This window comes from Alkalicella caledoniensis, from assembly GCF_014467015.1.
GTDB classification, from domain to species: Bacteria; Bacillota; Proteinivoracia; order Proteinivoracales; family Proteinivoracaceae; genus Alkalicella; species Alkalicella caledoniensis.
In genome coordinates this window covers 3,280,876-3,305,857 of record NZ_CP058559.1, presented here as the reverse complement: position 1 = coordinate 3,305,857, position 24,982 = coordinate 3,280,876, and the positions used below count along the sequence as shown (strand labels likewise).

At 37.2% G+C, this 24,982-nt stretch carries 23 protein-coding genes; 1 reads left to right on the top strand and 22 read right to left on the bottom strand.

The features are described 5' to 3' along the window. Positions 1-17: 17 nt before the first annotated feature. The 5 genes from HYG86_RS16120 to HYG86_RS16100 form a co-directional block, all read right to left on the bottom strand. On the bottom strand, positions 18-3,050 hold the full coding sequence (locus HYG86_RS16120) for an NAD(P)(+) transhydrogenase (Re/Si-specific) subunit beta (RefSeq protein ID WP_213166588.1): 3,033 nt from the start codon (positions 3,048-3,050) through the stop codon (positions 18-20). After that, positions 3,050-3,346 carry an NAD(P) transhydrogenase subunit alpha part 2 gene (locus HYG86_RS16115; protein WP_213166587.1) on the bottom strand — a complete coding sequence of 99 codons (297 nt, stop codon included), beginning with the start codon at positions 3,344-3,346 and terminating at the stop codon, positions 3,050-3,052. Before HYG86_RS16115 ends, HYG86_RS16120 begins: the two co-directional genes overlap by 1 nt. Positions 3,347-3,432: 86 nt before the next feature. Continuing rightward, a complete protein-coding gene (locus HYG86_RS16110) occupies positions 3,433-4,593 on the bottom strand; it encodes an NAD(P) transhydrogenase subunit alpha (protein WP_213166586.1) in 1,161 nt (386 codons plus the stop codon). 234 nt (positions 4,594-4,827) lie between these two features. Then, a complete protein-coding gene (gene spoIIM / locus HYG86_RS16105; protein WP_213166585.1) occupies positions 4,828-5,457 on the bottom strand; it encodes a stage II sporulation protein M in 630 nt (209 codons plus the stop codon). A gap of 77 nt (positions 5,458-5,534) precedes the next feature. Then, positions 5,535-6,713: an endonuclease Q family protein gene (locus HYG86_RS16100; RefSeq protein ID WP_213166584.1), complete on the bottom strand. Its 1,179-nt coding sequence runs from the start codon at positions 6,711-6,713 to the stop codon at positions 5,535-5,537. 88 nt (positions 6,714-6,801) lie between these two features. Here HYG86_RS16100 and mciZ point away from each other — a divergent pair, with 88 nt between their 5' ends. Then, a complete protein-coding gene (gene mciZ, locus HYG86_RS18340) occupies positions 6,802-6,927 on the top strand; it encodes a Z-ring formation inhibitor MciZ (protein ID WP_281391291.1) in 126 nt (41 codons plus the stop codon). Here the strand turns inward: mciZ and HYG86_RS16095 are convergent. The 17 genes from HYG86_RS16095 to HYG86_RS16015 form a co-directional block, all read right to left on the bottom strand. Continuing rightward, positions 6,892-7,974 carry a DUF3866 family protein gene (locus HYG86_RS16095; protein ID WP_213166583.1) on the bottom strand — a complete coding sequence of 361 codons (1,083 nt, stop codon included), beginning with the start codon at positions 7,972-7,974 and terminating at the stop codon, positions 6,892-6,894. The genes mciZ and HYG86_RS16095 overlap by 36 nt on opposite strands. A gap of 3 nt (positions 7,975-7,977) precedes the next feature. Further along, complete coding sequence (locus HYG86_RS16090; protein ID WP_213166582.1) at positions 7,978-9,063, bottom strand: M20/M25/M40 family metallo-hydrolase; 1,086 nt, start codon at positions 9,061-9,063, stop codon at positions 7,978-7,980. Positions 9,064-9,115: 52 nt separating this feature from the next. Next, positions 9,116-10,033 (bottom strand): creatininase family protein, encoded by a 918-nt coding sequence (locus HYG86_RS16085; RefSeq protein ID WP_213166581.1) that lies wholly within the window; start codon positions 10,031-10,033, stop codon positions 9,116-9,118. A 247-nt stretch (positions 10,034-10,280) separates the two neighbouring features. After that, complete coding sequence (locus tag HYG86_RS16080) at positions 10,281-12,662, bottom strand: ATP-binding protein (protein ID WP_213166580.1); 2,382 nt, start codon at positions 12,660-12,662, stop codon at positions 10,281-10,283. A 147-nt stretch (positions 12,663-12,809) separates the two neighbouring features. Next, positions 12,810-13,343 (bottom strand): 2-oxoacid:ferredoxin oxidoreductase subunit gamma family protein, encoded by a 534-nt coding sequence (locus tag HYG86_RS16075; protein WP_213166579.1) that lies wholly within the window; start codon positions 13,341-13,343, stop codon positions 12,810-12,812. A 1-nt stretch (position 13,344) separates the two neighbouring features. Beyond that, a complete protein-coding gene (locus tag HYG86_RS16070) occupies positions 13,345-14,100 on the bottom strand; it encodes a thiamine pyrophosphate-dependent enzyme (RefSeq protein ID WP_213166578.1) in 756 nt (251 codons plus the stop codon). Further along, positions 14,100-15,158: a 3-methyl-2-oxobutanoate dehydrogenase subunit VorB gene (locus HYG86_RS16065; RefSeq protein WP_213166577.1), complete on the bottom strand. Its 1,059-nt coding sequence runs from the start codon at positions 15,156-15,158 to the stop codon at positions 14,100-14,102. Before HYG86_RS16065 ends, HYG86_RS16070 begins: the two co-directional genes overlap by 1 nt. A gap of 16 nt (positions 15,159-15,174) precedes the next feature. After that, positions 15,175-15,393, bottom strand: a complete 219-nt coding sequence (locus HYG86_RS16060; RefSeq protein WP_213166576.1) for a 4Fe-4S dicluster domain-containing protein — start codon at positions 15,391-15,393, stop codon at positions 15,175-15,177. Positions 15,394-15,409: 16 nt separating this feature from the next. Beyond that, complete coding sequence (locus HYG86_RS16055; RefSeq protein WP_213166575.1) at positions 15,410-16,063, bottom strand: P-loop NTPase family protein; 654 nt, start codon at positions 16,061-16,063, stop codon at positions 15,410-15,412. Then, the gene (gene buk / locus HYG86_RS16050; RefSeq protein WP_213166574.1) at positions 16,063-17,148 is read right to left on the bottom strand and encodes a butyrate kinase; all 1,086 of its coding nucleotides are present in this window, start codon (positions 17,146-17,148) and stop codon (positions 16,063-16,065) included. The genes HYG86_RS16055 and buk (HYG86_RS16050) overlap by 1 nt, the downstream gene beginning before the upstream one ends. A 75-nt stretch (positions 17,149-17,223) precedes the next feature. Beyond that, positions 17,224-18,294 carry a Leu/Phe/Val dehydrogenase gene (locus tag HYG86_RS16045; RefSeq protein WP_213166573.1) on the bottom strand — a complete coding sequence of 357 codons (1,071 nt, stop codon included), beginning with the start codon at positions 18,292-18,294 and terminating at the stop codon, positions 17,224-17,226. Between the two features lie 37 nt (positions 18,295-18,331). Further along, on the bottom strand, positions 18,332-19,237 hold the full coding sequence (gene ptb, locus HYG86_RS16040) for a phosphate butyryltransferase (RefSeq protein ID WP_213166572.1): 906 nt from the start codon (positions 19,235-19,237) through the stop codon (positions 18,332-18,334). A 14-nt stretch (positions 19,238-19,251) separates the two neighbouring features. Then, positions 19,252-20,307: a butyrate kinase gene (gene buk / locus HYG86_RS16035; protein ID WP_213166571.1), complete on the bottom strand. Its 1,056-nt coding sequence runs from the start codon at positions 20,305-20,307 to the stop codon at positions 19,252-19,254. Positions 20,308-20,321: 14 nt separating this feature from the next. After that, complete coding sequence (locus HYG86_RS16030) at positions 20,322-21,395, bottom strand: Glu/Leu/Phe/Val dehydrogenase dimerization domain-containing protein (RefSeq protein ID WP_213166570.1); 1,074 nt, start codon at positions 21,393-21,395, stop codon at positions 20,322-20,324. A gap of 235 nt (positions 21,396-21,630) precedes the next feature. Next, positions 21,631-23,352 (bottom strand): sigma-54 interaction domain-containing protein, encoded by a 1,722-nt coding sequence (locus tag HYG86_RS16025; RefSeq protein ID WP_213166569.1) that lies wholly within the window; start codon positions 23,350-23,352, stop codon positions 21,631-21,633. A 176-nt stretch (positions 23,353-23,528) separates the two neighbouring features. Then, positions 23,529-24,314, bottom strand: coding sequence for an MraY family glycosyltransferase (locus HYG86_RS16020; RefSeq protein ID WP_213166568.1), 786 nt, complete (start codon positions 24,312-24,314; stop codon positions 23,529-23,531). A gap of 1 nt (position 24,315) precedes the next feature. Continuing rightward, positions 24,316-24,975 carry a glycosyltransferase family 2 protein gene (locus tag HYG86_RS16015; protein WP_213166567.1) on the bottom strand — a complete coding sequence of 220 codons (660 nt, stop codon included), beginning with the start codon at positions 24,973-24,975 and terminating at the stop codon, positions 24,316-24,318. Positions 24,976-24,982: the final 7 nt, after the last annotated feature.

Below are 24,982 nucleotides of genomic sequence, written 5' to 3'. Positions count from 1 at the left end.
GTTGAGTCTTTATGAATTTACTTCAATTCATCTAACAGTTTTTGCAGTGTCTCAGCTGCATCACCTAGAAGTAGGCTAACACCTTCTTCACGGCTATAAAGTGGGTTATCTACTCCTGCATAACCTGCACTTGTATCATAGTTACAGAAGATTATATGTTTACTCTTATCTACATTTAGTATGGGCATACCGTAGATTGGAGTGCCTTCTGCCTCCCTTGCTGCCGGGTTTAGCACATCATTTGCTCCTACTACTACACATGCATCACATTCACTGAATTCGTCGTTTACATCATCCATCTCGTAAAGTTGCTCATAGTCTACATCCGCTTCTGCTAACAAGACATTCATATGTCCCGGCATACGACCGGCAACTGGGTGAATCACGTATTTTACTTCTGTACCTTGTTTTTCTAAGGTGTCAGCTAATTGCTTCACTAAATGTTGTGCTTGAGCTAGGGCCATACCATAACCTGGCGCAATGAATACTTTTTTAGCATCCTTTAAAACTTTTGCAGCACTGGTTTCCACACTGGTCTCAGGCTTTTCTTCTGCTTTAATACTTTTTACATCATCTAAAAGGTTTTGCAGTGTTTCAGCTGCATCACCTAAAAGTAGACTAACTCCTTCTTCACGGCTATACAGCGGATTATCTACCCCTGCATAACCTGCACTTGTGTCATAGTTACAGAAGATTATATGTTTACTCTTATCTACATTTAGTATGGGCATACCGTAGATTGGAGTGCCTTCTGCCTCCCTTGCTGCTGGGTTTAGCACGTCATTTGCTCCTACTACTACACATGCATCACATTCACTGAATTCGTCATTTACATCATCCATCTCGTAAAGTTGTTCATAGTCTACATCCGCTTCTGCTAACAAGACATTCATATGTCCTGGCATACGACCTGCAACTGGGTGGATTACGTATTTAACTTCTGTACCTTGTTTTTCTAAGGTGTCAGCTAATTGTTTCACTAAATGTTGTGCTTGGGCTAGGGCCATACCATAGCCTGGTACGATAAATACCTTTTTGGCACCTTTTAGAACAGCACCTGCACTATGTTCTACATTTGAACTAGATTTTTCTTCTGCTTTAATACTTTTTACATCATGTAAAAGGTTTTGCAGTGTTTCAGCTGCATCACCTAAAAGTAGACTAACTCCTTCTTCACGGCTATACAGCGGATTATCTACCCCTGCATAACCTGCACTTGTGTCATAGTTACAGAAGATTATATGTTTACTCTTATCTACATTTAGTATGGGCATACCGTAGATTGGAGTGCCTTCTGCTTCCCTTGCTGCTGGGTTTAGCACGTCATTTGCTCCTACTACTACACATGCATCACATTCCCTGAACTCATCATTTACATCATCCATCTCGTAAAGTTGTTCATAGTCTACATCCGCTTCTGCTAACAAGACATTCATATGTCCTGGCATACGACCTGCAACTGGGTGGATTACGTATTTAACTTCTGTACCTTGTTTTTCTAAGGTGTCAGCTAATTGTTTCACTAAATGTTGTGCTTGGGCTAGGGCCATACCATAGCCTGGTACGATAAATACCTTTTTGGCACCTTTTAGAACAGCACCTGCACTATGTTCTACATTTGAACTAGATTTTTCTTCTGCTTTAATACTTTTTACATCATGTAAAAGGTTTTGCAGTGTTTCAGCTGCATCACCTAAAAGTAGACTAACTCCTTCTTCACGGCTATATAGTGGATTATCTACCCCTGCATAACCTGCACTTGTGTCATAGTTACAGAAGATTATATGTTTACTCTTATCTACATTTAGTATGGGCATACCGTAGATTGGAGTGCCTTCTGCCTCCCTTGCTGCTGGGTTTAGCACGTCATTTGCTCCTACTACTACACATGCATCACATTCCCTGAACTCATCATTTACATCATCCATCTCGTAAAGTTGTTCATAGTCTACATCCGCTTCTGCTAACAAGACATTCATATGTCCTGGCATACGACCTGCAACTGGGTGGATTACGTATTTAACTTCTGTACCTTGTTTTTCTAAGGTGTCAGCTAATTGTTTCACTAAATGTTGTGCTTGGGCTAGGGCCATACCATAGCCTGGTACGATAAATACCTTTTTAGCATTTTTAAGTATGTCTCCTGCACTTACTTTTTTCTCTTCCAGCACTTGTTTAACTTCACTAGTAACACTTTCTTTAACTACAGGCTCTACTTTTGTCTTTTTGCCTGCAACACTTGTTTTTCCCTGAAGTATAGTTAGCAAACTACTGTTCATGGACTTACACATAATTTGAGTCAGTAACAGGCCACTTGAACCTACTATTCCACCAACTGCCACCAGTAGAATATTACCTATGGCCATACCTGCAATGGCGCCAGCTACTCCACTAAGTGAGTTTAGAAGGGAAATAGTTATGGGCATATCTGCTCCGCCAACTCTAATTGAAAAAGCTACACCCAAAAATCCACTTAAAGCTATGGAAATAAGCAGTATAATGGTAACTGGCAAATCCACCACCATAGTTGCTACAACTATTGCCCCAAGAAGAATAATGGGAACTGTGGTCAAAAATTCATGATTGTTCCATATTACTGGCCTACCATCTATCTTCTTAGATAGTTTACCAGCTGCCACTATACTTCCTGTAAGTGTTAACGATCCAATAATCAGAGCTAATACCCCTGTGGTAGCTTCAAAGGAGGTAACAGCTGTGAACATTGCTGCTCCAGCAACAAAGGCAGATGCCGCACCACCGATTCCGTTGAGTAGTGCAACTAACTCTGGCATTTGTATCATCTGAACCTTTTTTGAAAGTGAAAGTCCTATAAATGCTCCTATTAGCATACACGCTAAAATTATAATAATAGCTAATGACTCTGAAAATATCTCATTGTACACTAGGGTAACCAGGACAGCCAAGGCAGTAGCCATAGCACTTAATTTATTTCCGTTAACCGCTGTTTTTACTTGACTCATGAGGGATATGCCGTAAAGAATAGTTATGGATAGTACAAGACTGATTACATAGAACCATAGGGCATCCATTATTTTGACCCCCTTCTATCAAACATCTTTAGCATTCTATTAGTAACTCCGAATCCTCCTGCGACGTTAATCATAGCTAACACCACAGCAGTTCCTCCTACTACGATTGATACAAACTCGTTGTAGTTTTTTAATAATACAGAAACTGTAGTTAATGCACCAATGATTGTAATACCACTTAATGCATTCATCCCAGACATTAAGGGTGTATGCAAAAGGCTTGGTACGTTTTTGATAAGCTTATAGCCGAGTAAAGAAGCCACTAAAAAAATAAATATCAATATTAAAGGTGACATCAGTTCCCCTCCATATAAAATATTTTTGAAAAATAATATTTCACTTGTGGCCGAATTTATCAGTCACAAGTGAAAAATAGTTCTACCTATATAAGGCCCATGGCCTCTTTTGTACCTTCATGAACAATTTTCTCACCATCAGTTACCATGATAGAAGAAACAATTTCGTCACTCATATCAAGGTTGATCTTACCATCTTTTGTTAGGTAACTAACTAAGTGATATACATTGTTAGCAAACATCCATGTTGAGCTTGTAGGTACTTGACCTGGGATGTTTTTAATACCTTGAATAGTTACATTATGTTTTTGAACGATTTCACCAGGCTCTGTTAAATCACAGTTACCGCCTTGGTCAACAGAAATATCAACAACAACAGAGCCTGGGCTCATTTCTTTGATGATATCCTCTGTCATTAAGATTGGAGCTTTTTTCCCTGGTACCAATGCAGTTAAAATAACTATATCCGCTTTTACCATAGCTTCTCTTATGTTGCTTACTTGTTTTTGAACCCATTCATTAGATAGACTGTTAGCGTATCCACCTTGACCAACTGCTATATCTGCAGGCACTCCACTATCAACGATTTTTGCTCCTAGACTTTTTGCTTGCTCGCAAGCATCAGGACGAATATCAGTAGCGTATACAACTGCTCCTAGTCTCTTAGCTGTTGCTATTGCTTGTAAACCAGAAACTCCAGCTCCAACAACAAAGACATTAGCTGGCTTGATCATACCAACTGCACTAAAGATTTGAGGAACGAATTTAGTTAAGTGATCAGTAGCCATTATAACGCCTTTATATCCTGCACAAGTACTCATAGAAGTTAGAGCATCCATTTTTTGTGCTCTAGAAATTCTAGGAACGCCATCTAATGTTAAACCGATAATACCTTTATCAGCCATCTTTTGAACCATCTCGTGGTTAACAGGTGAAGCTGGGTGAATAAATGTAATAAGATATTGGCCTTTATGCATCATATCTATCTCATGCATATTAGTTTGCTCATTAAATAGTGGTTCTTTAACTTTCATAATTACTTCTGCCTTTTGGAATAATTCAGTCACGTCGTCAATTAAGGTAGCCCCTGCTTTTTCATACTCACTATCTAGAAAATTAGCACCAGCGCCAGCACCACTTTCAACTAAAATAGTCGCCCCGTCAGCTACAAATTTGCTCACTATCTCTGGAGTAACAGCCACACGCCTTTCGCCTTTCATGATTTCCTTAGGTACACCAATAATCATTACAAATGCCTCCCTATCGTTTTACTGTTTTTTAGTTTTAAATCTAAAAGACTAAACCTATAGCATTCCGAACAGTATTTACTGATTTGATGGAATATGTAGTAAACTATTCCACCTTTATTAATAAGCAAAAAATATGCCAAAGCTACAAACTCAGTATAACGACACTTGTCCTTAATATACCATGCATTTTTTTTCAGAGTACGCACAAATGTGCTTGCAAAAAAATGCACACTAGATCATTAATGGTACAATCCACTTTAAAATAACAGGAATTATGTAAGCTTCAATAATTGATGCCAATCCTATACCTAGCAGAATAAAAATAGACATTATTCCATAGTTCACAAAATAAGGGGCTATGTTAATACTCTTGTTTTTAATAACTTTCATAAAGATAACAGAGGAAAATGAAATGCTTGCCACTGATACTAATAAAAACGCTGGTATGATGACTAGGTTGTGGGGTACTATGGCTGTAATTGCAAAAAACAGGCCCCTAAAGGATGTGTGGTTAAATATGAAGCCTACTGTAAAACCTAAAATTACTCCCCTTGTAAAAAGCATTACTATTACTACTGGTATCCCTATTACTGTTAGTCCTGCCAACCACGCTATCAGTATAAACTGTCCATTACTGAAAAAAGATTGTTTTAGTATGTTCAACCGATCAACAGATGGGGTTTCATCCAAAACTTCAAAATAGAAATTCAATTCTTCTGCAAGTAGTGTGTTGTGTTGCTCAGGAAGTTTGTTAACCATGACAGAACCAAAAATGATTCCTATAACAAGTACTAAGCTTACAAAAATTAATACATACATATTTTCTTTTAGGTATCGTAGTAGCAAATGTTTTACAGACAAGTGAGTCCCCTCCCGGAAAAATTATATAATTACTTTATGCCGGTGGGAATAATTTTAGACCTTTATTTATATTTTATTTATATTGTTTTATTATTAATAATTTTTCCGTAGCGTCCTCCACCTCCTCTTTTCAATTTCAAGCTACCTTCTCTCCCTTTTATTATTGTATCTACAATATTAAAATCTAAACATTTTTTTAGTTTTTCTTCTTCCACTGTATGTAAAATATCCACTTCAAAACCAAACTCTTTGTGAAGCCTTTCTAGGGTTTTTTTCCCAATATTAGGTATGAATTCTAGTGGCACTTGATAATGGTACTGTGGTCTATGGGCGGGATGTTTTCCTTCTTCCAAATCTGCTATCTCTTTAATTCGATTAGATACTCCCTTTATAATCTTAGCTGAGCCACAATATGAACATTTACCTGACATTTCATTTTCTTGTAGTTTGTCACATTTGCTACAAAAGGTATTGTAATACTTCCCAAGTTCAGGTTCTAGTCCGTAGTTTGCAATAACTTGTCTACCCTCTATTCGGTATAAAGCCTTCCTTAGTTCTTCATAGTTATTATCCTTCATGGATATCTTATTGAATTCTCTAGCTATTTTCCCTTGACTATGGGCATCGGAATTGGTAAGGAAAGTAAACCCATGGAGTTCCTGTATACAATCTGCTAATTTACTATCAGAACTTAAACCTAGCTCCACCACTTTTACCTCCTTTAGCCTTTTGCCAAAGCACTGTTCTAGCCTTTCAAATGCTTTTCCGTAGTAACTTTTGTGAGGTGTAAAAATATGCGCTGGCATAAAAATACCGTTGTGCTCTTTGACAAAATCTAAAAGCTCAATGGAGGTAACCTTTGCCCTTTGTGTACTTAATTGTGAATTTGTAACCCTTTTGGCTAAAAATTCGCTAAATGCTATCATTTCTGTAAGGTCAGGAAAGTAACAAACAACATGGACTCCTTCACTTGTTTCAACCTCACTACCTAGAATTATTGTGAGTCTATCCCTATACCTTAGTCCCCCTTGGGCTTGGGGCAATTCTAATAGGGTGCCCTCAGACACAAGAAGAGTTAATTCTGAAAGCACAGCTGGCGATGCACAGTCCACAATACCTGCCATCTCTATCCCCTTAAAATTAGTACATTCTTTAATAATATTTGATATGGTTAGATTTCTAGAAGCTGTAACCTTCACGGGTTTACTCAATGCGCGCCCCACATGAATATGCAAATCACAATTGTATATTTTCATATTATTACCTCTTTTTTTATTTTTTCATGCATATTTAATACCTCCCGTGAATAATATTAATTAACTAATTCCACAGGAGGTATTAAATATGTATATACATATTAACCAAAAAGGTATTTATTTTCAAGGTAAAGCCAAAGATTTAGTTAGTTTTCTAAAGGAGCTAGGTGAAAAACATTTAACTGTGAAGGATGCTATCAGTACTATCAACTAATTTCTTTTCATAAATAAACTTTGCTAGGGCTGTAAGACAATCAAAAAATTCTGGATTCTCCTTCGGGCCCCTTCCCATGGAAGAAAGACGCAGATTGTATTTTCTAGCTTCATCCTCTATATCTACACCAGGTGCTATGTAAATCTGGTGTTTTTTATTTTCCCGAAGCTTCCTAAGTTGATGTAATACCAATTTAAGTTCCTTTCTACCCATGTGGGGTAAAACCAGAGGAAAACTATTACTTATCAAGTCATTAAATATTGTTAAACTATGATGACTTATACCTTTGTGTCTCTCCCTAACATCGGCAAAACCTATTCTTAGGGCAGGATAAACACTACATCCCAAATTAGCAGCCATATCTGCTATAAACCCCTGTTCTACTCCGGAAAAACCGTATTTCGTACCAGTACCTACTATGCCAGGCCCCATACCTATAATTGTTACTTGGCTTTTTAGTAGCTTTACACTACCTTGAATTGCAGTAATAAAGTTCACACTTTCATAGTCTCCCCCAAAGGAGTGACCTGCAGTGATAGTTCCCTCTATCAAGCTATGTTTCTTTAATGTCTTAACAGCCTCACTATGAAATGCAGGCAGGGCTGCACCATCTGTCATAACATATCCTATTGTGACAGATGGTGCTAATTTTTTTAAAGCTAAAACTATGGGCACCAGCATACTGTGTAACTCAATGGGTATTACAATATGACCATTAACATTAACATAATCTAGTTCTTCACCTAGCTGTTCTTCTAAGGTAAATGTCTTCAGCTGGAGGGGAGTATACCTTAGTTTCATTATATGCCCCGGCTCAGAAACTCTAAGGGTAGTTGGAGACACTTTAGATATAACAAAATGATAACCACCAGTTCCTAACTTTAAGTCTACAGCTGTAGTATTTACCACAACCTTATCTTTCGGCCCTATAACTCCTGTAAAGCCTTTATAGTTATATGCCCGGCTTCCATCTTCTAAGGTTAAAATCTGTAGGTCCTTTTCATCTTTTAAAACTCCTTCTACCTCCATAATAGCAGTATTTATCATATTTTAATCCTCTACTTCCACTAAAGTTTTTACTAGTTTTGTAGCATTTATTAGATTTTGATGTGTTATGTACTCCTCTTTACTATGCCCTTTTTCCATTCCCACGCCCAAGTTTACAGTTTTAATTCCTTTATTATTAAGTATATTTGCGTCACTGCCACCACCCCGTGGTTTAAGTACCATATCTAATTTCAAGGCATCAAATTTCTTTTTAAGATAAAGAATTATATCTTCATCTTTTTTGACCTCAAAATTTTTAAATACTACTTCACTAATCCATTCTATTTTACCACCCATTTCCTTGGCAGCAACTTCAAAAACATCTTTATATTGATCATGTATTTTTTCTGCCTTAGAAAAATTATGACTTCTCACTTCTCCTTTTAGCTCCACAAGGGGACATACAACATTAGTTGATGTACCACCATTTAAAACACCTATGTTTGCAGTTGTCTCTTCATCGATACGACCCATGGGCAAATTTCCTATGGCTATTCCTGCTATTTTTATTGCACTTACACCATCTTCAGGATTTACTCCACTATGGGCAGCTTTCCCATGAATCTTCACAGCAAAGTCTATTTCTGATGGAGCTTTAACTATTACAGTACCCACATCTCCGCCACTGTCTAGAACAAAAGCGTTTTTACTCTTAAACTGACTTATATCTAAAGCCTTTGATCCATTAAGACCTGCTTCTTCTCCAAAAGTAAATACAATTTCCAAGGGGCGAGTATTTTCCCCAGCCATTTTTATACCTTCTAAAATTGCAACTAGTCCAGCTTTATCATCTGCACCTAGTATTGTAGTACCATCAGTTGATATTCTGCCTTCTTCATCTTTTATGACTATATTCTCAGTGGATTCAACAGTGTCCATATGGGCACAAAGCAAAAGGGGCTGACCTTTACCATCCCTTTTACCTATTACATTACCCGTATCACCCATGTTTTTTCCACCTTTGTCAACTGTCACTTGAAAGTTCAGTTCCTTTAATCTATCCACAAGGTAATCGGCCATGGGCTTTTCTTTTTTCGATGGGGAATTTATATTTACTAGCTTTTTAAAGTGAGAAATGACCTTTTCCATATCTAACCTCCTTTGTTTTAAATCAATTATATTTTTAGCTTGAATATGTTATTTATTCCGAAACATTTTTTAAAAAGCGCACACCCCATAGCATAGGTGTAGATTTTATTTCTTTACCCATTAGTGCTTGCTCAAATAAGCCCATGGCCACTTTAACTCTACCTTCAAGCATGCGCTCGCCGGCTTCTTTTGTTGCCCTCATAGGGGCACCCATGTAAGGCTTCATGTCCTCGTCAGAAACCCATGCCAATGTATTGGCCAGGTGTATTAGATCTTTGGAAACTTCAGTACCTCCTAGTTTGCCAGTCAATTTAGAAAGTAGAACAACACCTTTTATAGCACCTTTAACCTGGGGTGGTAATGAATCCTCTACTTCTTTGTAATTACCCTTGATTTTATCAGGAGCTGATGCAAGCATAAGGGAAGTCTCATTAGTTCCTCCATGACTGTCAGCGTCGTCACCACATGCCTTGGGCTGTAGCTTTATTGATTCAAGGAACCTCTCATCATGATGTACCATGTATTTAAATTCTAAATTGAAGGGATTGATAAAGTAGAATTTGTGTCTTTTCCACATTTTACGGCTTACTGATTCCATTGCCATTTGGTGTGTAGGTCCCCCATGGTTATCTGCTATAAATAAATATTTAAACCCTTGTTTTTGAAGTCCTTTTGCATAGGATTCTAGCATTCCTTCTACCACCTTTGCAGGCACAGATAAAGAACCATCAACAGGAAGGGCATTGGCGCCAGCGTAAAGTGGTGGAAGTTTTACTAAGGTATAGTCAGGATATTTTTTATCAAGCTCCCTCCTATACCTATTAATGAGCTCCTCTGATACGAATACGTCAGTACCTGTTGGCAGATGGTCACCATGTACCTCTATGGGACTTACTGACATTAGAAATATGGTCTTATCCCTATCTAAGCTTTTAATATCTCCATATGTTAAATCTTGATAATTTAACATGTTCTCCTCATCTCCTTAAATTTATTAATATATTCTCCTTAAGAAAGGAAATGTCCTTCTCTTAGTATCAAGCTTAGGGTAATAAAATAAAATATATATTAATCTTATCCATCCCTTTTTCCATATAACATATATTCGCTTAAATGCTACATATCCCCTCCTACAGAACTTCTAATTTTTACAAAACATACTATTTTACTATAAAAACAAAATGAACCCCGAAGGGTTCATCTGAGCCTATTTAATTTTATTTGTTCAAGCTCTCAAGTTTTTTCATAACCAGAAAATTTATTGTACCTTTGGGATATTCTCCATCTTTTTCTGCCCCTGCAGGTATTTTAGTTAATATTTCTATTCCTTCATCCACATGGCCGATTGCGTAAATGTGAAATTGTCCTTTTTTAACTGAGTCAATTACTTCTTGTTTTAGCATCAGGTTTTTAACATTTTGTTTAGGAATAATTACTCCTTGTTCCCCATTTAAACCTTTGAAGGCGCATACATCATAAAACCCTTCTATCTTTTCATTTACTCCGCCTATGGGCTGTATCTCACCCTTTTGATTAACGGAGCCTGTTACAGCGATACTTTGCTTTATTGGTACATCTGCCATGCTAGATATGATAGCATAAAGCTCTGCACTAGACGCACTATCTCCATCTATCAGTGAATAGTTTTGCTCAAAACTAATGCTCACAGAAAGAGACATGGCATGATGTTGAGCATACTTACTCCCTAAATAACCACTTAATATCAGAATACCTTTATCATGTAAACTACCACTCTTTTTTGCTTCTCTCTCAATGTTAATAATTCCTGGCTTACCTTTATAAGTGCTAACTGTTATTCTGCTTGGCTTGCCGAAAAAATATTGTCCATTACCCATGACAGCTAACCCATTTATCTGACCAACTTTACTGCCTGTTACATCCATAAGCAGGGATCCTTCTTCGAACATTTCATTTAACTTATCCTCGTATTTACTATTACGATAAATTTTCTGTTTAATTGCTTTTTCTACATGATCTCTATTAACATACTTAGCATCATCAAATTCTGCCCAAGTATCTGATTCATACAAAATTTCTAGAATTTGATTGAACTGTGAGCTAATTTTTTCTTGGTGGTCTGTAAGCCTTGAACAATATTCAATAACTCTACCTACTGCTGTTTTATCAAAATGTCTCAAACCAACTTCTTTACAATGATTAGCAATAAATTTTGCCATTTTTAATACGTTTTCTTTACTTCTTATTATCTCCACGTCAAAGTCTGCCATTATTTTAAACAGCTTTCTAAAGTCTTCATCATAAATGTATAGGGCATGATACAGATTAATATCACCTATAATTATAATTTTTAGATCTATGGGTATGGGTTCTGGTTTCATAGAAGATATAACCAAGTCACCTGGTTGTCTATTGGTATTTTCGATATTGATAACACCTGTTTTGATGGCTCTTTTTAAAGTATCCCATGCAAAAGGTTGGCTCATAAGGTCCTTTGCTTGTATTAATAAAAACCCTCCGTTTGCCATATGAATGGAGCCAGGTTTTATTTGTGTAAAATCAGTTTTTAGAGTTCCCATTTCATTACGATATTCTATGAAACCATTTAGGTTATATAAAGATGGATTATTTTCGTTAATAATAGGGGCTGACTTTAACTCTTTGTTGTTCACAAATAAATTAACCTTATATCTCTTAAAGAAACCCTTATCTAAAATAGTCGTCTCATCACATGAGTCTGTCAATGGCGTTTGTTCTTCTACATGGTCAGTTTTCTTAAAGTATTCAATATTATCCACTATATCATCCCTAAGACTAACAATGTACTGCCTCACTTTTAAATTTCCTCTATAGGAATTCAAAAGTCTTGTTACGTAGTAATCAGCAATTTGGGTGACTTGTATCTTATCGAGGTTATTAAATTGGTATTCAAATTCTTCCTCTATCTGTTTAATTTCCTGAAATAGGTGGTTTGTTTCCCTAGCTAAATAGTGGGAACGTTCCTTCATTTCCTTTATTTCTGTTGGTGACAAGTCGTTGTACTCCTTTTGACTCATAGATTTCCCATTTTTCAAGGGAACAGATACTAATCCATTTTCAGTGTCTTTAAAAACAAACCCATATTCCTCTGCTACTTCATTTAGTACTCGAAGAACTTCTAATGACTTTTGTTGAAACTGTCGTAGGATTTCATTTCTTTTGTTATGATAATCACTACTGTCAAATGCACTGGGTATTTCTTTTATCATTTTAACAACAGTACATTCGATATCTTTTTTAAACCTTTCCCCTTCTCCACTGTTAATGCTTAGTGCTTTAGGGCTGTCGGGCTTTTTAAAGTTATAAACATATAACCAATCCTTGGGCTTTTCCATGCCTTTAGCAAGGGATTCTGTTATTGAGTTTGCGTAACTACTTCTACCTGTTCCACTTGTGCCAGCAACATAAATGTTGTAACCTTTCTTTTTTACTTGTAAACCAAAACTCAAGGCTTCCACAGCTCTATCTTGACCTATAATACCTTTTAATGGTTCTAAGTCCTCAGTTGTTTGAAAATCAAATTCATTGATATGACAAGGGCTTGTAAGGCTTTGTGGGCTAAGCAATAATTTTTTAGACATCCTTCTTCCCCCTAACTAAACTGTCTTTTTTATACTGTTATATTAATTAAAATATTCCGTAGATAACAAATGTTTCCTTACTTAGCCCAAATAAGAAAAAAGAACCTCTGTGAGCAAAAAAGCCCATAGAGATTCTTTTTTAATAAACTATTTAGCGTATGCCGCTCCTTTGTCTATTGCTGATTCATTCATTGGGATTAGGTTGTGTCTGTGTTCTGGTAAAACCTTTTTAAGGGACTCAATTACAGACTCTTTAGTTACAACATTAGTTTGACCAATTACTGTACCCAGTACAACCATGTTCGCAACCCTTGCATTTCCAAGTTCGTTTGCTATTTCGTTAGCAGGTACTTCAATTACTGTTATGTCATCTCTCTCAGATGTTCTATTGATAAGAGAAGAGTTGATTATTAGTACACCACCAGGTTTAACCATGGACTCAAATTTATCCAAAGATGGAAGGTTCATTGCAACAACTACCTGAGGCTCTACAACAACAGGAGATCCAATAGGGTCTTCTGATACTACAACTGTACAGTTAGCAGTACCACCACGCATTTCAGGGCCGTAGGAAGGCATCCACGAAACTTCTTTTCCTTCTATCATACCTGAATATGCTACTAATTGACCCATGGACATAACCCCTTGACCACCAAAACCAGCTAAAATCATATCAATCATGTTATTTAGCCTCCTTTTCTGGGTCTCTTAAGTTGCCCAGTGGGAAATAAGGAATCATATTTTCTTCCAGCCATTTTAGGCCTTCTACAGGTGTTATACCCCAGTTAGTAGGACAGGTAGATAGAACTTCTACGATACCGAAGCCTTTACCTTCTAGCTGAAGTTTAAATGCCTTTTTAATGGCCTTTTTAGCTTTCATAATGTGAGGAACATTGTGCACAGAAACCCTTTCAACAAATGCTGCTCCTTGGATAGTAGCTAACATTTCAGAAATTTTTATAGGTGAACCAGCATGGTTTTCGTCCCTACCAAATGGTGAAGTTGTAGTAACCTGACCAACTAAGGATGTAGGAGACATTTGCCCACCAGTCATACCATAGATAGAGTTATTTACAAAGATTGTGGTTATCTTTTCTCCCCTTGCCGCTGCATGTACAATCTCTGCTGCACCAATTGAAGCCAAATCCCCATCCCCTTGGTAAGTAAATACTACTTTATCTGGATGAACTCTTTTAATACCTGTGGCTACTGCAGGTGCTCTACCATGGGCAGCTTGTTGCATGTCACAGTTGAAGTAATTATATGCAAGTACCGCACAACCGACAGGTGCAACTCCAATTGTTTTTTCTCTTATTTCTAATTCATCCATAACTTCTGCTACAATTTTATGGATAATACCATGGGTACATCCTGGGCAGTAGTGTAACATTTTATCAGTTAAGCTTTTAGGTTTTTCCCATACGCGAACCCAATCCATTACTTTACACCCCCTGCAATTTCTCTAATTTTGTCAGCTACTTCTTGTGGAGAAGGTATAACGCCACCGGTTCTTCCGTAGAAGTGTACAGGTTTTCTTCCGTTTACGGCAAGTCTTACGTCCTCAACCATCTGACCAGTACTCATTTCTATACAGACAAACTCTTTAGCTGTATCCATAACTTCTTCAAATGCCTTGTCAGGATATGGCCATACAGTGATAGGTCTAATCAACCCTACTTTCAAACCTTCTTTTCTAAGTTCAGCTATAGCTGTTTTACAAATTCTAGCTGTTGTTCCATAGGCCACTAGAACTATGTCAGCATCGCCTGTTTCATAGCTTTCATACTTAGTTTCATTTTGTGCAATTTCCTTATATTTTGCCAACAAATTCAAGTTGTGGTTTTCTAGGTCTTCTGCAGCCATGTGTAGTGAGTTAGTTACATTTGGTTCTCTACCTTCACAGCCAGTTGTTGCCCATGTTTTTTCAGGAAGTTCTCTCTTTTTAGGTGGGTTAAACTCAACTGGTTCCATCATTTGACCCATTATACCATCACCTAATATCATTACAGGTGTACGGTATTGGTCTGCAATTTCAAATGCTTCCATTGTTAAATCAACTAGCTCTTGCACAGTAGATGGTGTTAACACAACTAATCTATAGTCACCATGCCCTCCACCTTTTGTTGCTTGGAAATAATCCGATTGTGCTGGTTGAATACCACCTAAACCAGGACCTCCCCTAACTATATTTACTATTACACAGGGAAGCTGTGCACCAGCGATATAGGAAATACCTTCAGTTTTTAAGCTTATTCCAGGGCTTGAAGAAGATGTTAGTACTCTTGCACCAGCTCCTGCAGCACCATAAACCATGTTGATAGCAGCTACTTCACTTTCTGCTTGTAAATATACTCCGCCCACTTCAGGAAGTTTCCTAGATAGATAAGATGGAATTTCGTTTTGTGGAGTTATGGGATATCCAAAAAAGTAACGACAGCCAGCTTGGATTGCAGCTTCACCTAAAGCTTCGTTACCTTTCATTAACTTTTTAGCCATATTTAGACCCTCCTTTTTATTTTTTAGCTTCTTTTTCAACTACGATTACGCTATCAGGGCAGATTCTTGCACACTGAGCACAACCTATGCATTTTTCCATCTCGTAAACTGTTGCAGGTGTATATCCAGTTTTATTTATTTTATCTTTGTGCATTTTAACAATATTAACTGGACACACAGTATTACAAAGCTCACAGCCTTTACATCTGTCTTCATTAAATATCACTCTTGGCATTATAAAACCTCCTTTTCTATAACCATGGTAGTTTATAATCTAATTGCACTGGAAAAATCTCTGTTTTTAGTTTATCTTTTACATCATCAACTAATTCAGTTTTTACAGCAGTAAATATAGTCTTTAGTTTTAGCTCTTGTGCAGCTTTAAGTACCAACTCTTCGCCTTCTAAAATATGTTCTACTTCTGTTAGTTCCCCAAGGTTTGAATTGTTAATCAAACCTGTTATCTTTAAACGGGATTTTTTTTCGATTCTCTCTTTTATTGTCCTTATGCCTTCAACTGTTGACGTGTATGGTCTGTTAGTATTAACAACCATCCAGAATTCATGGTCAGTTTGAGTTATTTTATAGTAGTATCTTCCTAGAACAACTGCACCATCGTCACCGCCTACATCAAAAACCACTGGTTCTTCTGTTACAAAGCTAGAAATAACCTCAGGTGGCAATGCAGGTAAATCAGCCTCGCCGTACTCTTTGTTAAATATGACATCAACTTGGCTCTCCTTCAGCTCCTTTAAGCTATCCCTAGACCTAAAAAAAGGGTTAACTATATCGAGGTCCACCAGCTTGGCCCTTTTATGCTTTTTAGCAAGGTACTTGCTATAATTAACAGCCACTTGTGTTTTTCCACTGCCATATTCACCACAAAAAATGAATAATCGGGACATTACTTCATACCTTCATAGGTTTTCGCTTGTTCTTCTCCCTTTAATACCCTTAGGCCACCTTCAGCAAGTGCCAACATCTCATCTTCTCCAGGGTATACTAAAACCTCTGCTATAAAGTTAACTTTCTCTTTAATCCAGCCAACCAAACCTTTATCGTAAGCTAGGCCACCTGTTAATATGATGCCATCAACTTCCCCTTTTAGTACTGCAGCACAGCTACCGATTTCTTTAGCTACTTGGTAAGCCATGGCTTTATATACCAGTTCAGCTTGATGATCACCACTTTCTATCATCTTCTGTACATCTCTACCATCGTTAGTGTTTAGGTATGCTACTAAGCCACCTTTTCCCACTATCTTTTTCATTATTTCACCCTGAGTAAACTTTTCGGACATGCAAAGTTTTACCAAGTCACCCACTGGTAATCCTCCACTTCTTTCTGGAGAAAATGGTCCTTCACCATCTAGGGCATTGTTAACATCAATAACTCTTCCATTCCTATGGGCACCAACTGAGATTCCTCCACCTAAGTGGGCCACAATAAAGTTAAAATCTTCATATTTTCCGTCTAGATCTTTAGCAGCCCTTCTTACCACTGCTTTTTGATTTAGGGCATGAAAAATACTCTTTCTTTCTATTTCAGGCATTCCTGAAATCCTTGCCACATCTTCTAACTCATCTACAACTACTGGATCTACAATGAAAGCAGGGATATTAAACTGTTCTGCGATTTCATTTGCTATAATTCCTCCTAGGTTAGACGCATGTTGACCAAGGAGCCCTTTGCTTAAATCTTCAAGCATAATTTCATTAACTGAATAAGTTCCTCCCGGCATTGGGGCTAAAAGTCCTCCACGTCCTACAATTGCTGAAAGTTTGGTAAGGTTAATTCCTTGTTCATCTAAAGTTCTTAAAATCACTTCTTTTCGAAATTGGTACTGATCAATGATATTTTTAAATCCTACTAAATCGCCATTGCTATGTCGTAGTACCTCTTCAAATAAAGGATTATCGTTTTCAAACACAGCGATCTTTGTGGAGGTGGATCCAGGATTAATTGTCAGAATTCTAAAACCATTAGCCATATTTCTTCAATTACCTCCTTCGTAGATAGGGAGCCGACTAAGCTAAGCCAAGCCAACTCCCCCCATTTTTTGAGTTTATTTATTTAGGTACGTTCTGTGAACACTACCGATTTTCTCGATTCTTTCCTCTGCCATTCTGTCAGCAGCTTTGTAAATGGGAATACCATCTCTTTTAGCAATAGCGTAAACTCTTTTAATATTGTCATATATTTTAGATACAGATTGCATTGCTCTTTCTTCGTTATAACCTTTTAGCTCATCAGCTACGTTAATCAATCCACCTGCATTGATTACATAGTCAGGTGCATATATGAAACCTTTTTCATGGATAATGTCACCATGACGTTCTTCTTTAAGTTGGTTATTAGCACCACCTGCTATAACTTTGCACTTGAACTGAGGAATTGTATCATCATTGATTGTAGCACCTAGTGCGTTTGGAGAGTAAATATCACACTCTACTCCATAGATTTCATCTAGAGCTACCACTTGAGCTCCGAACTCGTTAACTACTCTATCTATGGAAGCTTGGTCTATGTCTGTTACGATAAGTTTAGCGCCAGCTTCATGTAAATATTTACATACGTAGTATCCAACTTTACCGGTTCCTTGAACTGCAACTACTTTACCTGTTAGGTCATCAGAACCCCAAGCTTCATTTGCAGATGCTTGAATACCTCTGAAAACACCCCAAGCTGTTTTTGGTGACGGGTCACCACTACCACCTTGAGATGAAGAAATACCTACTACATGGTTAGTTTCTAGCCTGATATTATCCATATCATCTACTACGGTTCCAACGTCCGCAGCAGTTATATAACGGCCATTTAAACTTTGTACATAACGACCAAAGGCTCTAAAAAGCTCTTCAGATTTTTGAGTTTTTGAGTCACCCCAGATAACAGTTTTACCTCCACCTAGGTTAAGCCCTGCTGCTGCTGCTTTATAAGTCATACCTTTAGAAAGTCTTAGTGCATCTTCAATTGCCTCTTCTTCAGTGGCGTAGTTCCACATACGCGTACCACCTAAAGCAGGTCCTAAAGTTGTATCATGGATACCAATAATAGCTTTTAAACCTGAAGTTTTGTCGTGGCATATTACCAATTGCTCGTAGTCATATTTTTCCATGTACTTGAAAATTTCCATTTAAATTCCTCCTTGGTTTTTTTAATATTTACAGTAACTACTTATTAGCAGCTACTAATACACCTAGTGCAATTGAATATAGCTTAGCTTCGTGAGTGTCAGACCTTGAAGTAAGAACAACAGGAGCTTTTGCTCCAGCGATTATACCTGCAGTTTTCCCTTTAGCGAAATATACCATAGATTTATATAGTACATTTCCAGCCTCAATATTTGGAACCAAAAGTATGTCAGCTTTTCCTGCCACAGGACTGGTAATACCTTTATGCTCTGCAGCTTCTAAAGATATTGCATTATCCAAGGCTAATGGTCCATCTATTATACAGTCTTTTATTTGACCTCTATCTGCCATTTTAGAAAGGTTAGCAGCGTCTAAAGTTGGTTGCATATCGGGATTTACTAATTCTACTGCAGCTAGGGGAACAACTTTAGGCATGTTGTTACCTATAGCTTTAGCAACCGTTACAGCATTTTGCACTATCTGAGCTTTTTGACTTAAATCTGGCGCTATGTTCATAGCTCCGTCTGTCAATAAAAAAAGTCTTTCAAAGCCAGGAACTTCTAATACAGCCACATGACTTAATACTTTACCTGTTCTAAGACCTATTTCTTTATCTAGTACTGCCCTAAGAATATCCGCAGTTCCAAGTAAGCCTTTCATTACAAGATCAGCTTCACCTTTTGATACCATTTCAACAGATTTCCTAGCAGCTTTGATTTTATTAATTTCATTTATTACCTTACAACCAGATATATCATAGCCATTTCCTTTGGCTATTGAGTTAATCTGTTCTTCATCACCCACTAAAACTGCATCTACAATTCCAAGTTTTACTGACTCACTAACTGCAGCTAAAACCTCATTATCCTCGGCTGCAGCTACTACTAAGGTCTGTTTTGGGACTTGTTTTGCTTTATCTATAATTCCTTGTATGGTTGTTAACATCAGACTAGCCTCCTTTAATAAGTTTTAGCTTCTTCTTCTTTATTTAGTACCCTTAAGGTACCCTCTGCTAGTGCAATCATTTCATCTTCCCCTGGGTACTTAACAATCTCCGCTATAAAGCCTACATAACTCCCTATTTTATCTGTTAAATATTGCGAATAGGCCATACCACCTGTTAGCACTATGTTATCTACATGGCCGTTTAACACAGTAGCCATGGCGCCTATTTCTTTAGCTATCTGATAAGCCATGGCGTCATATACTAGTTTGGCTTTTTTATTACCTTGTTCTATGAGCTTTTCAACATCTCTAGCATCATTGGTGTTTAGATAACCTACCAAACCACCTTCTCGCGTAATCTTTTTCTTTAGTGTAGCTAGGTCGTAATTCCCCGAAAAAGCCATTTTTGCTAAGTCACCAACAGGTAGGCCACCAGTACGTTCTGGTGAAAATGGCCCCATTTCGTTGGCATTGTTTACATCCACCATTTTCCCTTTTTGAAGGGGCACTATTGATATGCCTCCACCGAGATGTGCAACTATTAGGTTCATTTCTTCAAGGGAATTTCCTAAATCTTTGGCCAAACGATGAGCAACAGCTTTTACGTTTAAGGCGTGTAGTAAGCTTTTCCTAGGTATCTCAGGCATTCCTGATATTCTAGCAATGTCTTCTATTTCATCAACTGCAACTGGGTCAACTATATATGCATCGATTTGGAAGATATCAGCTATTTTCTTTGCTATAAGACCACCTAAATTAGACGCGTGTTCTCCTTGCACGCCAACTCTGAGATCAGAGATCATATTGTCATCTACAGTGTAAGTTCCGCTGGCTATAGGTTTTAACAATCCACCTCTACCTACTATTGAGTCAAAGGATTTAAAGTTGTTCTCATTTAACCAACCCATTATGGAGTTGTACCTAAATTCTAGCTGGTCAACTATTTTGTTGTATTTTTTTAATTCATCCACACTGTGATTTAAATTTTCACTCATGATGAGTTTTTTGTTCTCAAAAACTGCAATCTTGGTCGAAGTTGATCCAGGGTTGATAGCTAAGATTTTAAACATTAAATCGCCCCTAACTATTTCTTAGTTCTTTTAATTATTCCGATAGTTGCAATCCTCTCTTCAACTAGTTTATCTGCTGCTATATGTGTAGGCACGTTGTCTCTTCTTGATATGTCAAATATTTGGATTAACATATCGTAGATTGTAGCTGCTTTTCGATAAGCTCTGCCCTTATTGTATCCACCTGGCTCCATTTCATCTACAACTTGTATTAATCCACCAGCATTTACAACATAGTCTGGTGCATATACAATTCCTTTTTCACGAATTATGTCACCATGTCTTGGTTCAGCTAACTGATTGTTAGCAGCACCAGCAATGGCTTTGCACTTAAGTTGTGGAATTGTATCGTCATTTATAATTGCTCCTAGTGCGTTAGGTGAGAATATATCACACTCTTGGGAGTAAATTTCTTCTGGTTTAACTATAGTTACTTGTGGGAAGTCTGCCACCACTTTATCAATATGGTCTTGTACTATATCTGTACCCACAACCTTTGCTCCTTCTTCTATCAAGTGTTTAACTAAGTAATAACCAACTTTACCTAAGCCTTGTACTGATACTGTTTTACCCTCTAAGGAATCAGTTCCAAAAGCTTCACTTGCAGCAGCTTTGATTCCCTTCCATGTTCCAAAAGCAGTGATAATTGAAGAGTTTCCTCCCCCACCGTATTCTTCTGGTAGTGCCCCTACATGGGGAGTTTCTTTTCTAGCTATAATAAAGTCATGGAAAGTAGTACCTACATCTGTTCCAGTACTAAACCTCCCTTTAAAACAATCAACATATCTACCGAAAGCTCTAAACATTGCTTCACTTTTATCTTTTTTAGGATCACCCCAAATCAACGACTTACCACCACCGTAGTCACACCCGCTAGCACCTGATTTGTAAGTCATACCTTTAGACAATCTTAAAACATCTCTTATTGCTTCTTCCTCTGTCTCATATGGCCACATCCTACATCCACCTAAAGCCGGTCCTAAAGTAGTATCATGTATAGCTATAAGTGCCTTTAATCCAGAAGTTTTATCGTGGTTAAAAACTAGCTGCTCATGACCTTCTTTTTCCATCATTTCGAAGATTTTCATTGGGTTCCCTCCTTAGAAATTATCATCTTAGTATATATGCAACTTATATGCCAAAAAATTTATTTAAACCTCCTTAATCATATTTATTATTTGGAATACTATAAAATAAAATGTAATAAGTAGTTATTTTTTAGAAAATAAAAAAGCATCCCCATGTACGAAGATGCTTTTCTTGCATTTTTTTGCAAGAGCCTTGCATTTTTTTGCAAGAGCCTTGCATTTTTTTGCTTGCAAATTATTGCAGATTATATTTTTCTATTTTATTGTACAAACTTCGAATAGATATATCCAAGTCTTTGGCAGTTTTAGTTTTATTGTATTTGTTTGCTTCTAAAACTTTCTCAATGTATTCTTTTTCCACGGAGTCTAAAACACTAGCTAGAGGTACGTTATTTGATATTTCTAATTTTGGAGTGTTGATATTTTGCTTCTCTTCACCTAGGTGGGGTAAATGATTTGGCCCTATCACATTTTCAGAAAAATCCATGTTTATTATTGCTCTACCTATTACGTTTTCAAGCTCCCTAACATTCCCTCGCCAGTAATAGCCTTGTAGTATCCTAAGGGCTTCTTCTGAAATCCCTTTGATGCTCCTACCATATTCTTGATTAAACTTCCTTAATAAATGTGTTGCTAAAAGTGCAATCTCTTTGTGCCTCTTGCGTAGAGGGGGTATAAATATAGGTACTACACTTATTCTAAAGTATAAGTCTTCCCTGAACTTTCCCTCCTTTATTGCTTCCTCTAAGTTCACATTTGTAGCAGCTATAACCCTTGCATCGACATTTTGGGACTTAGTATCTCCCACAGGAACAATCTCTCTTTCTTGAAGTACTCTAAGTAGCTTTGCTTGCAGATTAAGACTAATCTCACCTATTTCATCTAGAAAAATAGTCCCCCCACTTGCTTGGGCAAAAAGACCTTTTTTGCCACCCCTTTTAGCCCCTGTAAAAGCTCCATCCACATAGCCAAAAAGTTCGCTTTCCAAAAGATTCTCAGAAATAGCTGCACAGTTAACCCTTATAAACTGGTTATATTTTCTATTTGATGAATTATGGATAGCATGGGCAAAAAGCTCTTTTCCTGTACCACTTTCGCCCCTTAGTAACACAGTTGCAGGTGTTACAGCAGCATTTTTTGCCTGTTCGATTGCCATTTTCATATTTGGCTCTTCAGCTATAATATCTTCAAAGGTATACTTAGCTTCTAATTTGCGAATTATCCTCTTTGCTTTATCTAGTTCTTCGTTTAGTCTTTTTAGTTCAGATATATCATGAATTACTGCTACACTACCCTTTAATTTGTCGTCTACTATCAGAGGAGCAGCATCAACAAGGACTTCTTTGTTTAAGGGCCCTACTTTCATTTTTACACTCTTAACTGGTTGCTTGGTCTGTAAAACTTTTTCATGTACACTTTCCCCTTCACTTATATCCACACTGGCTGGTTTACCAATTATATCGTTCTCAGTAAACCCAGTTAGTTTCTTATATGCTGGGTTAATCATTATACCCTTTCCATCTTGATCCACAACGGAAATAGCATCCTCAGTTGAGTTTATTATTGATTCTAGGGTTACTTGAACTTCCCTTAGGTTGGTAACTTTTTCTGCTAGCTGTTTAACCTCTGTTATATCCCTAAAAACTGCCACAGCTCCTACTAGTTGTCCCCTTTGATTAAAAACAGGCATTCTATTTGTTACTATGGATATATCCCCTACCATTTGCTTTTTATTGAGTTCAGGTTTTTTTTCTGCTAAAACCCTTGGAAGCCTTGTACTTGGGACCATTTCCACAACGTCTTTACCTAAGCATTGCTCATAAGGGACTCCTACTATCTTTTCGGCTCCCTTATTCATCAGAATTATTTTCCCTTGGAGGTCAACAGCCATTATTGCATCATAGATACTGTCTAAAATAACCTGTATTTCGTGAAGCCCTAAGACTCTTTTACCCATAGACTTCCTCCTCGCCCTAATAAGTGTTACACAATAATTTTAACATGAAAATGAGAAGTTGGATAGGTGTAGTTTGGAACAGTTGGACAGTTGGTTAGTTGCACAGGAACTAGAAATAAAATAAATAAACGGCCTCATTAACGAGGGCCGTTTTGATAATTGCACAGTAAAAATTATCATTTCCTTCTCCCTAGCATATCTAAAAAGCGGAGGAAAGGATTTTTTTCGATTATTTTTGTGAAAGAGTATCTTTCACCTATGATGGTTAGTATTACTACTATAGTATACATTATATATTTAATTTCCAAGGGCAAGTAAAGTAGATTTAGCCCAGTTATTATTCCCAGTAAGTTTGCCCCTGCATCCCCTAACATACCTTTCTCTTTCAGATCTAATAACAACGTAAAGGATACCATCCCTAATGCACCAAGATAAATGGGGTTTATCACTGTGAAAAATGGAAGTAATAAAATATTCCACCCTAAAAAGACTTTTTGGCAACGCCCAGGTCTAAGATCAAAAAAATTAAGTAAGTTAACAGCTAAAGAAATAAAAATAAGATCTATAATTATTGTGTATTCATCCCAAGAAAAATAAAAAAGCAAAAGTAGAGGTATACCTGCTGCTTTTAGAAATCCTGTGGTAAGAGTACCTTTAAAAAAAGCCTTAAAATGCCCTTTAAATCCTTTGTTTTCTTTGTCTTGTATTATATCATCTAAAAATCCGATAACAAATACCCCTGTAATAACAAATAGGTACTTATAATCAACCTCTAAGTTCATTAGGTGACTAGCTAAAGCCATAGCTATAATAGAGGCAAAAATTGCAATGCCTATGGCAACTGGAATTTTTTCTTCCCTATAGTTAGTTACAGTCAATCCACCATCTTTGGCCATCTTTAATATGGGTATTGACAAAGCAGCAGCAAAGATGATCCCTAAAGCTAAATGAAGATAATGCATTTTACTTCACCCCTCTAGCTAACTGACTCAGTATGGCTAGGCACTGTCTTCCTCTGTGAACATATCCCTTAAAATCGTTTGCAGTATACCTATGTGACATATTTGTATCCACTTCGATGAATCTATACTTTTTCTTCGCTACAATTAGATTCATGAAAGTTTCCACACCGAAACCTTGTGCAAAAGGTGTACAGGCTTTAAACACGTCCAAAGACATAACCCTTTGACCTGATAAGGGAAAATCAAAGTCTAAGCCAGTCTTAAGTTTAGTACCTTTCTTTGCAACTTTCATGGTGATACCCAATCCACCCTTTTTCTTTTTGGGGAATCCTGCTATTGATAAATCGTAGTTTCCGTTTAAAACAGGGCTAATTAACTTTCTAAGTTCCACAGCTGACTGTCCTAGATCTGCATCTACCATTCCTACAAAAGGAGTATCCACATACTCAATGAGACGATTGAGTGCTCCTCCTTTACCTAGGTTACCCTCGGACTTAATTAGCACATCAGGGTCAGCTTTTTTAGCTTCCAAAAAAGTGTTGTCCTTAGATCCGTCATCCACAACACAAATTTTTTGCACTTCAGGTATGGTTCTCAAGCTTTCAATAGTAGCCTTTATGGTTTCTTCTTCATTATAAGCCGGTATTAGTATTGTGAGCACAATCTCC

Bases quoted from the DNA above. Each gene is read 5' to 3' on its own strand.
- buk (WP_213166571.1), bottom strand. From the start codon at position 20,307: ATGTTTAAAATCTTAGCTATCAACCCTGGATCAACTTCGACCAAGATT.
- ptb (WP_213166572.1), bottom strand. From the start codon at position 19,237: ATGTTAACAACCATACAAGGAATTATAGATAAAGCAAAACAAGTCCCA.
- HYG86_RS16030 (WP_213166570.1), bottom strand. From the start codon at position 21,395: ATGAAAATCTTCGAAATGATGGAAAAAGAAGGTCATGAGCAGCTAGTT.
- HYG86_RS16115 (WP_213166587.1), bottom strand. From the start codon at position 3,346: ATGTCACCTTTAATATTGATATTTATTTTTTTAGTGGCTTCTTTACTC.
- HYG86_RS16070 (WP_213166578.1), bottom strand. From the start codon at position 14,100: ATGGATTGGGTTCGCGTATGGGAAAAACCTAAAAGCTTAACTGATAAA.
- HYG86_RS16060 (WP_213166576.1), bottom strand. From the start codon at position 15,393: ATGCCAAGAGTGATATTTAATGAAGACAGATGTAAAGGCTGTGAGCTT.
- HYG86_RS16090 (WP_213166582.1), bottom strand. From the start codon at position 9,063: ATGGAAAAGGTCATTTCTCACTTTAAAAAGCTAGTAAATATAAATTCC.
- HYG86_RS16055 (WP_213166575.1), bottom strand. From the start codon at position 16,063: ATGTCCCGATTATTCATTTTTTGTGGTGAATATGGCAGTGGAAAAACA.
- HYG86_RS16110 (WP_213166586.1), bottom strand. From the start codon at position 4,593: ATGATTATTGGTGTACCTAAGGAAATCATGAAAGGCGAAAGGCGTGTG.
- HYG86_RS16080 (WP_213166580.1), bottom strand. From the start codon at position 12,662: ATGTCTAAAAAATTATTGCTTAGCCCACAAAGCCTTACAAGCCCTTGT.
- HYG86_RS16100 (WP_213166584.1), bottom strand. From the start codon at position 6,713: ATGAAAATATACAATTGTGATTTGCATATTCATGTGGGGCGCGCATTG.
- HYG86_RS16095 (WP_213166583.1), bottom strand. From the start codon at position 7,974: ATGATAAATACTGCTATTATGGAGGTAGAAGGAGTTTTAAAAGATGAA.
- HYG86_RS16020 (WP_213166568.1), bottom strand. From the start codon at position 24,314: ATGCATTATCTTCATTTAGCTTTAGGGATCATCTTTGCTGCTGCTTTG.
- HYG86_RS16075 (WP_213166579.1), bottom strand. From the start codon at position 13,343: ATGATTGATATGATTTTAGCTGGTTTTGGTGGTCAAGGGGTTATGTCC.
- buk (WP_213166574.1), bottom strand. From the start codon at position 17,148: ATGGCTAATGGTTTTAGAATTCTGACAATTAATCCTGGATCCACCTCC.
- HYG86_RS16045 (WP_213166573.1), bottom strand. From the start codon at position 18,294: ATGGAAATTTTCAAGTACATGGAAAAATATGACTACGAGCAATTGGTA.
- HYG86_RS16025 (WP_213166569.1), bottom strand. From the start codon at position 23,352: ATGGGTAAAAGAGTCTTAGGGCTTCACGAAATACAGGTTATTTTAGAC.
- mciZ (WP_281391291.1), top strand. From the start codon at position 6,802: ATGTATATACATATTAACCAAAAAGGTATTTATTTTCAAGGTAAAGCC.
- HYG86_RS16120 (WP_213166588.1), bottom strand. From the start codon at position 3,050: ATGGATGCCCTATGGTTCTATGTAATCAGTCTTGTACTATCCATAACT.
- HYG86_RS16065 (WP_213166577.1), bottom strand. From the start codon at position 15,158: ATGGCTAAAAAGTTAATGAAAGGTAACGAAGCTTTAGGTGAAGCTGCA.
- HYG86_RS16085 (WP_213166581.1), bottom strand. From the start codon at position 10,033: ATGTTAAATTATCAAGATTTAACATATGGAGATATTAAAAGCTTAGAT.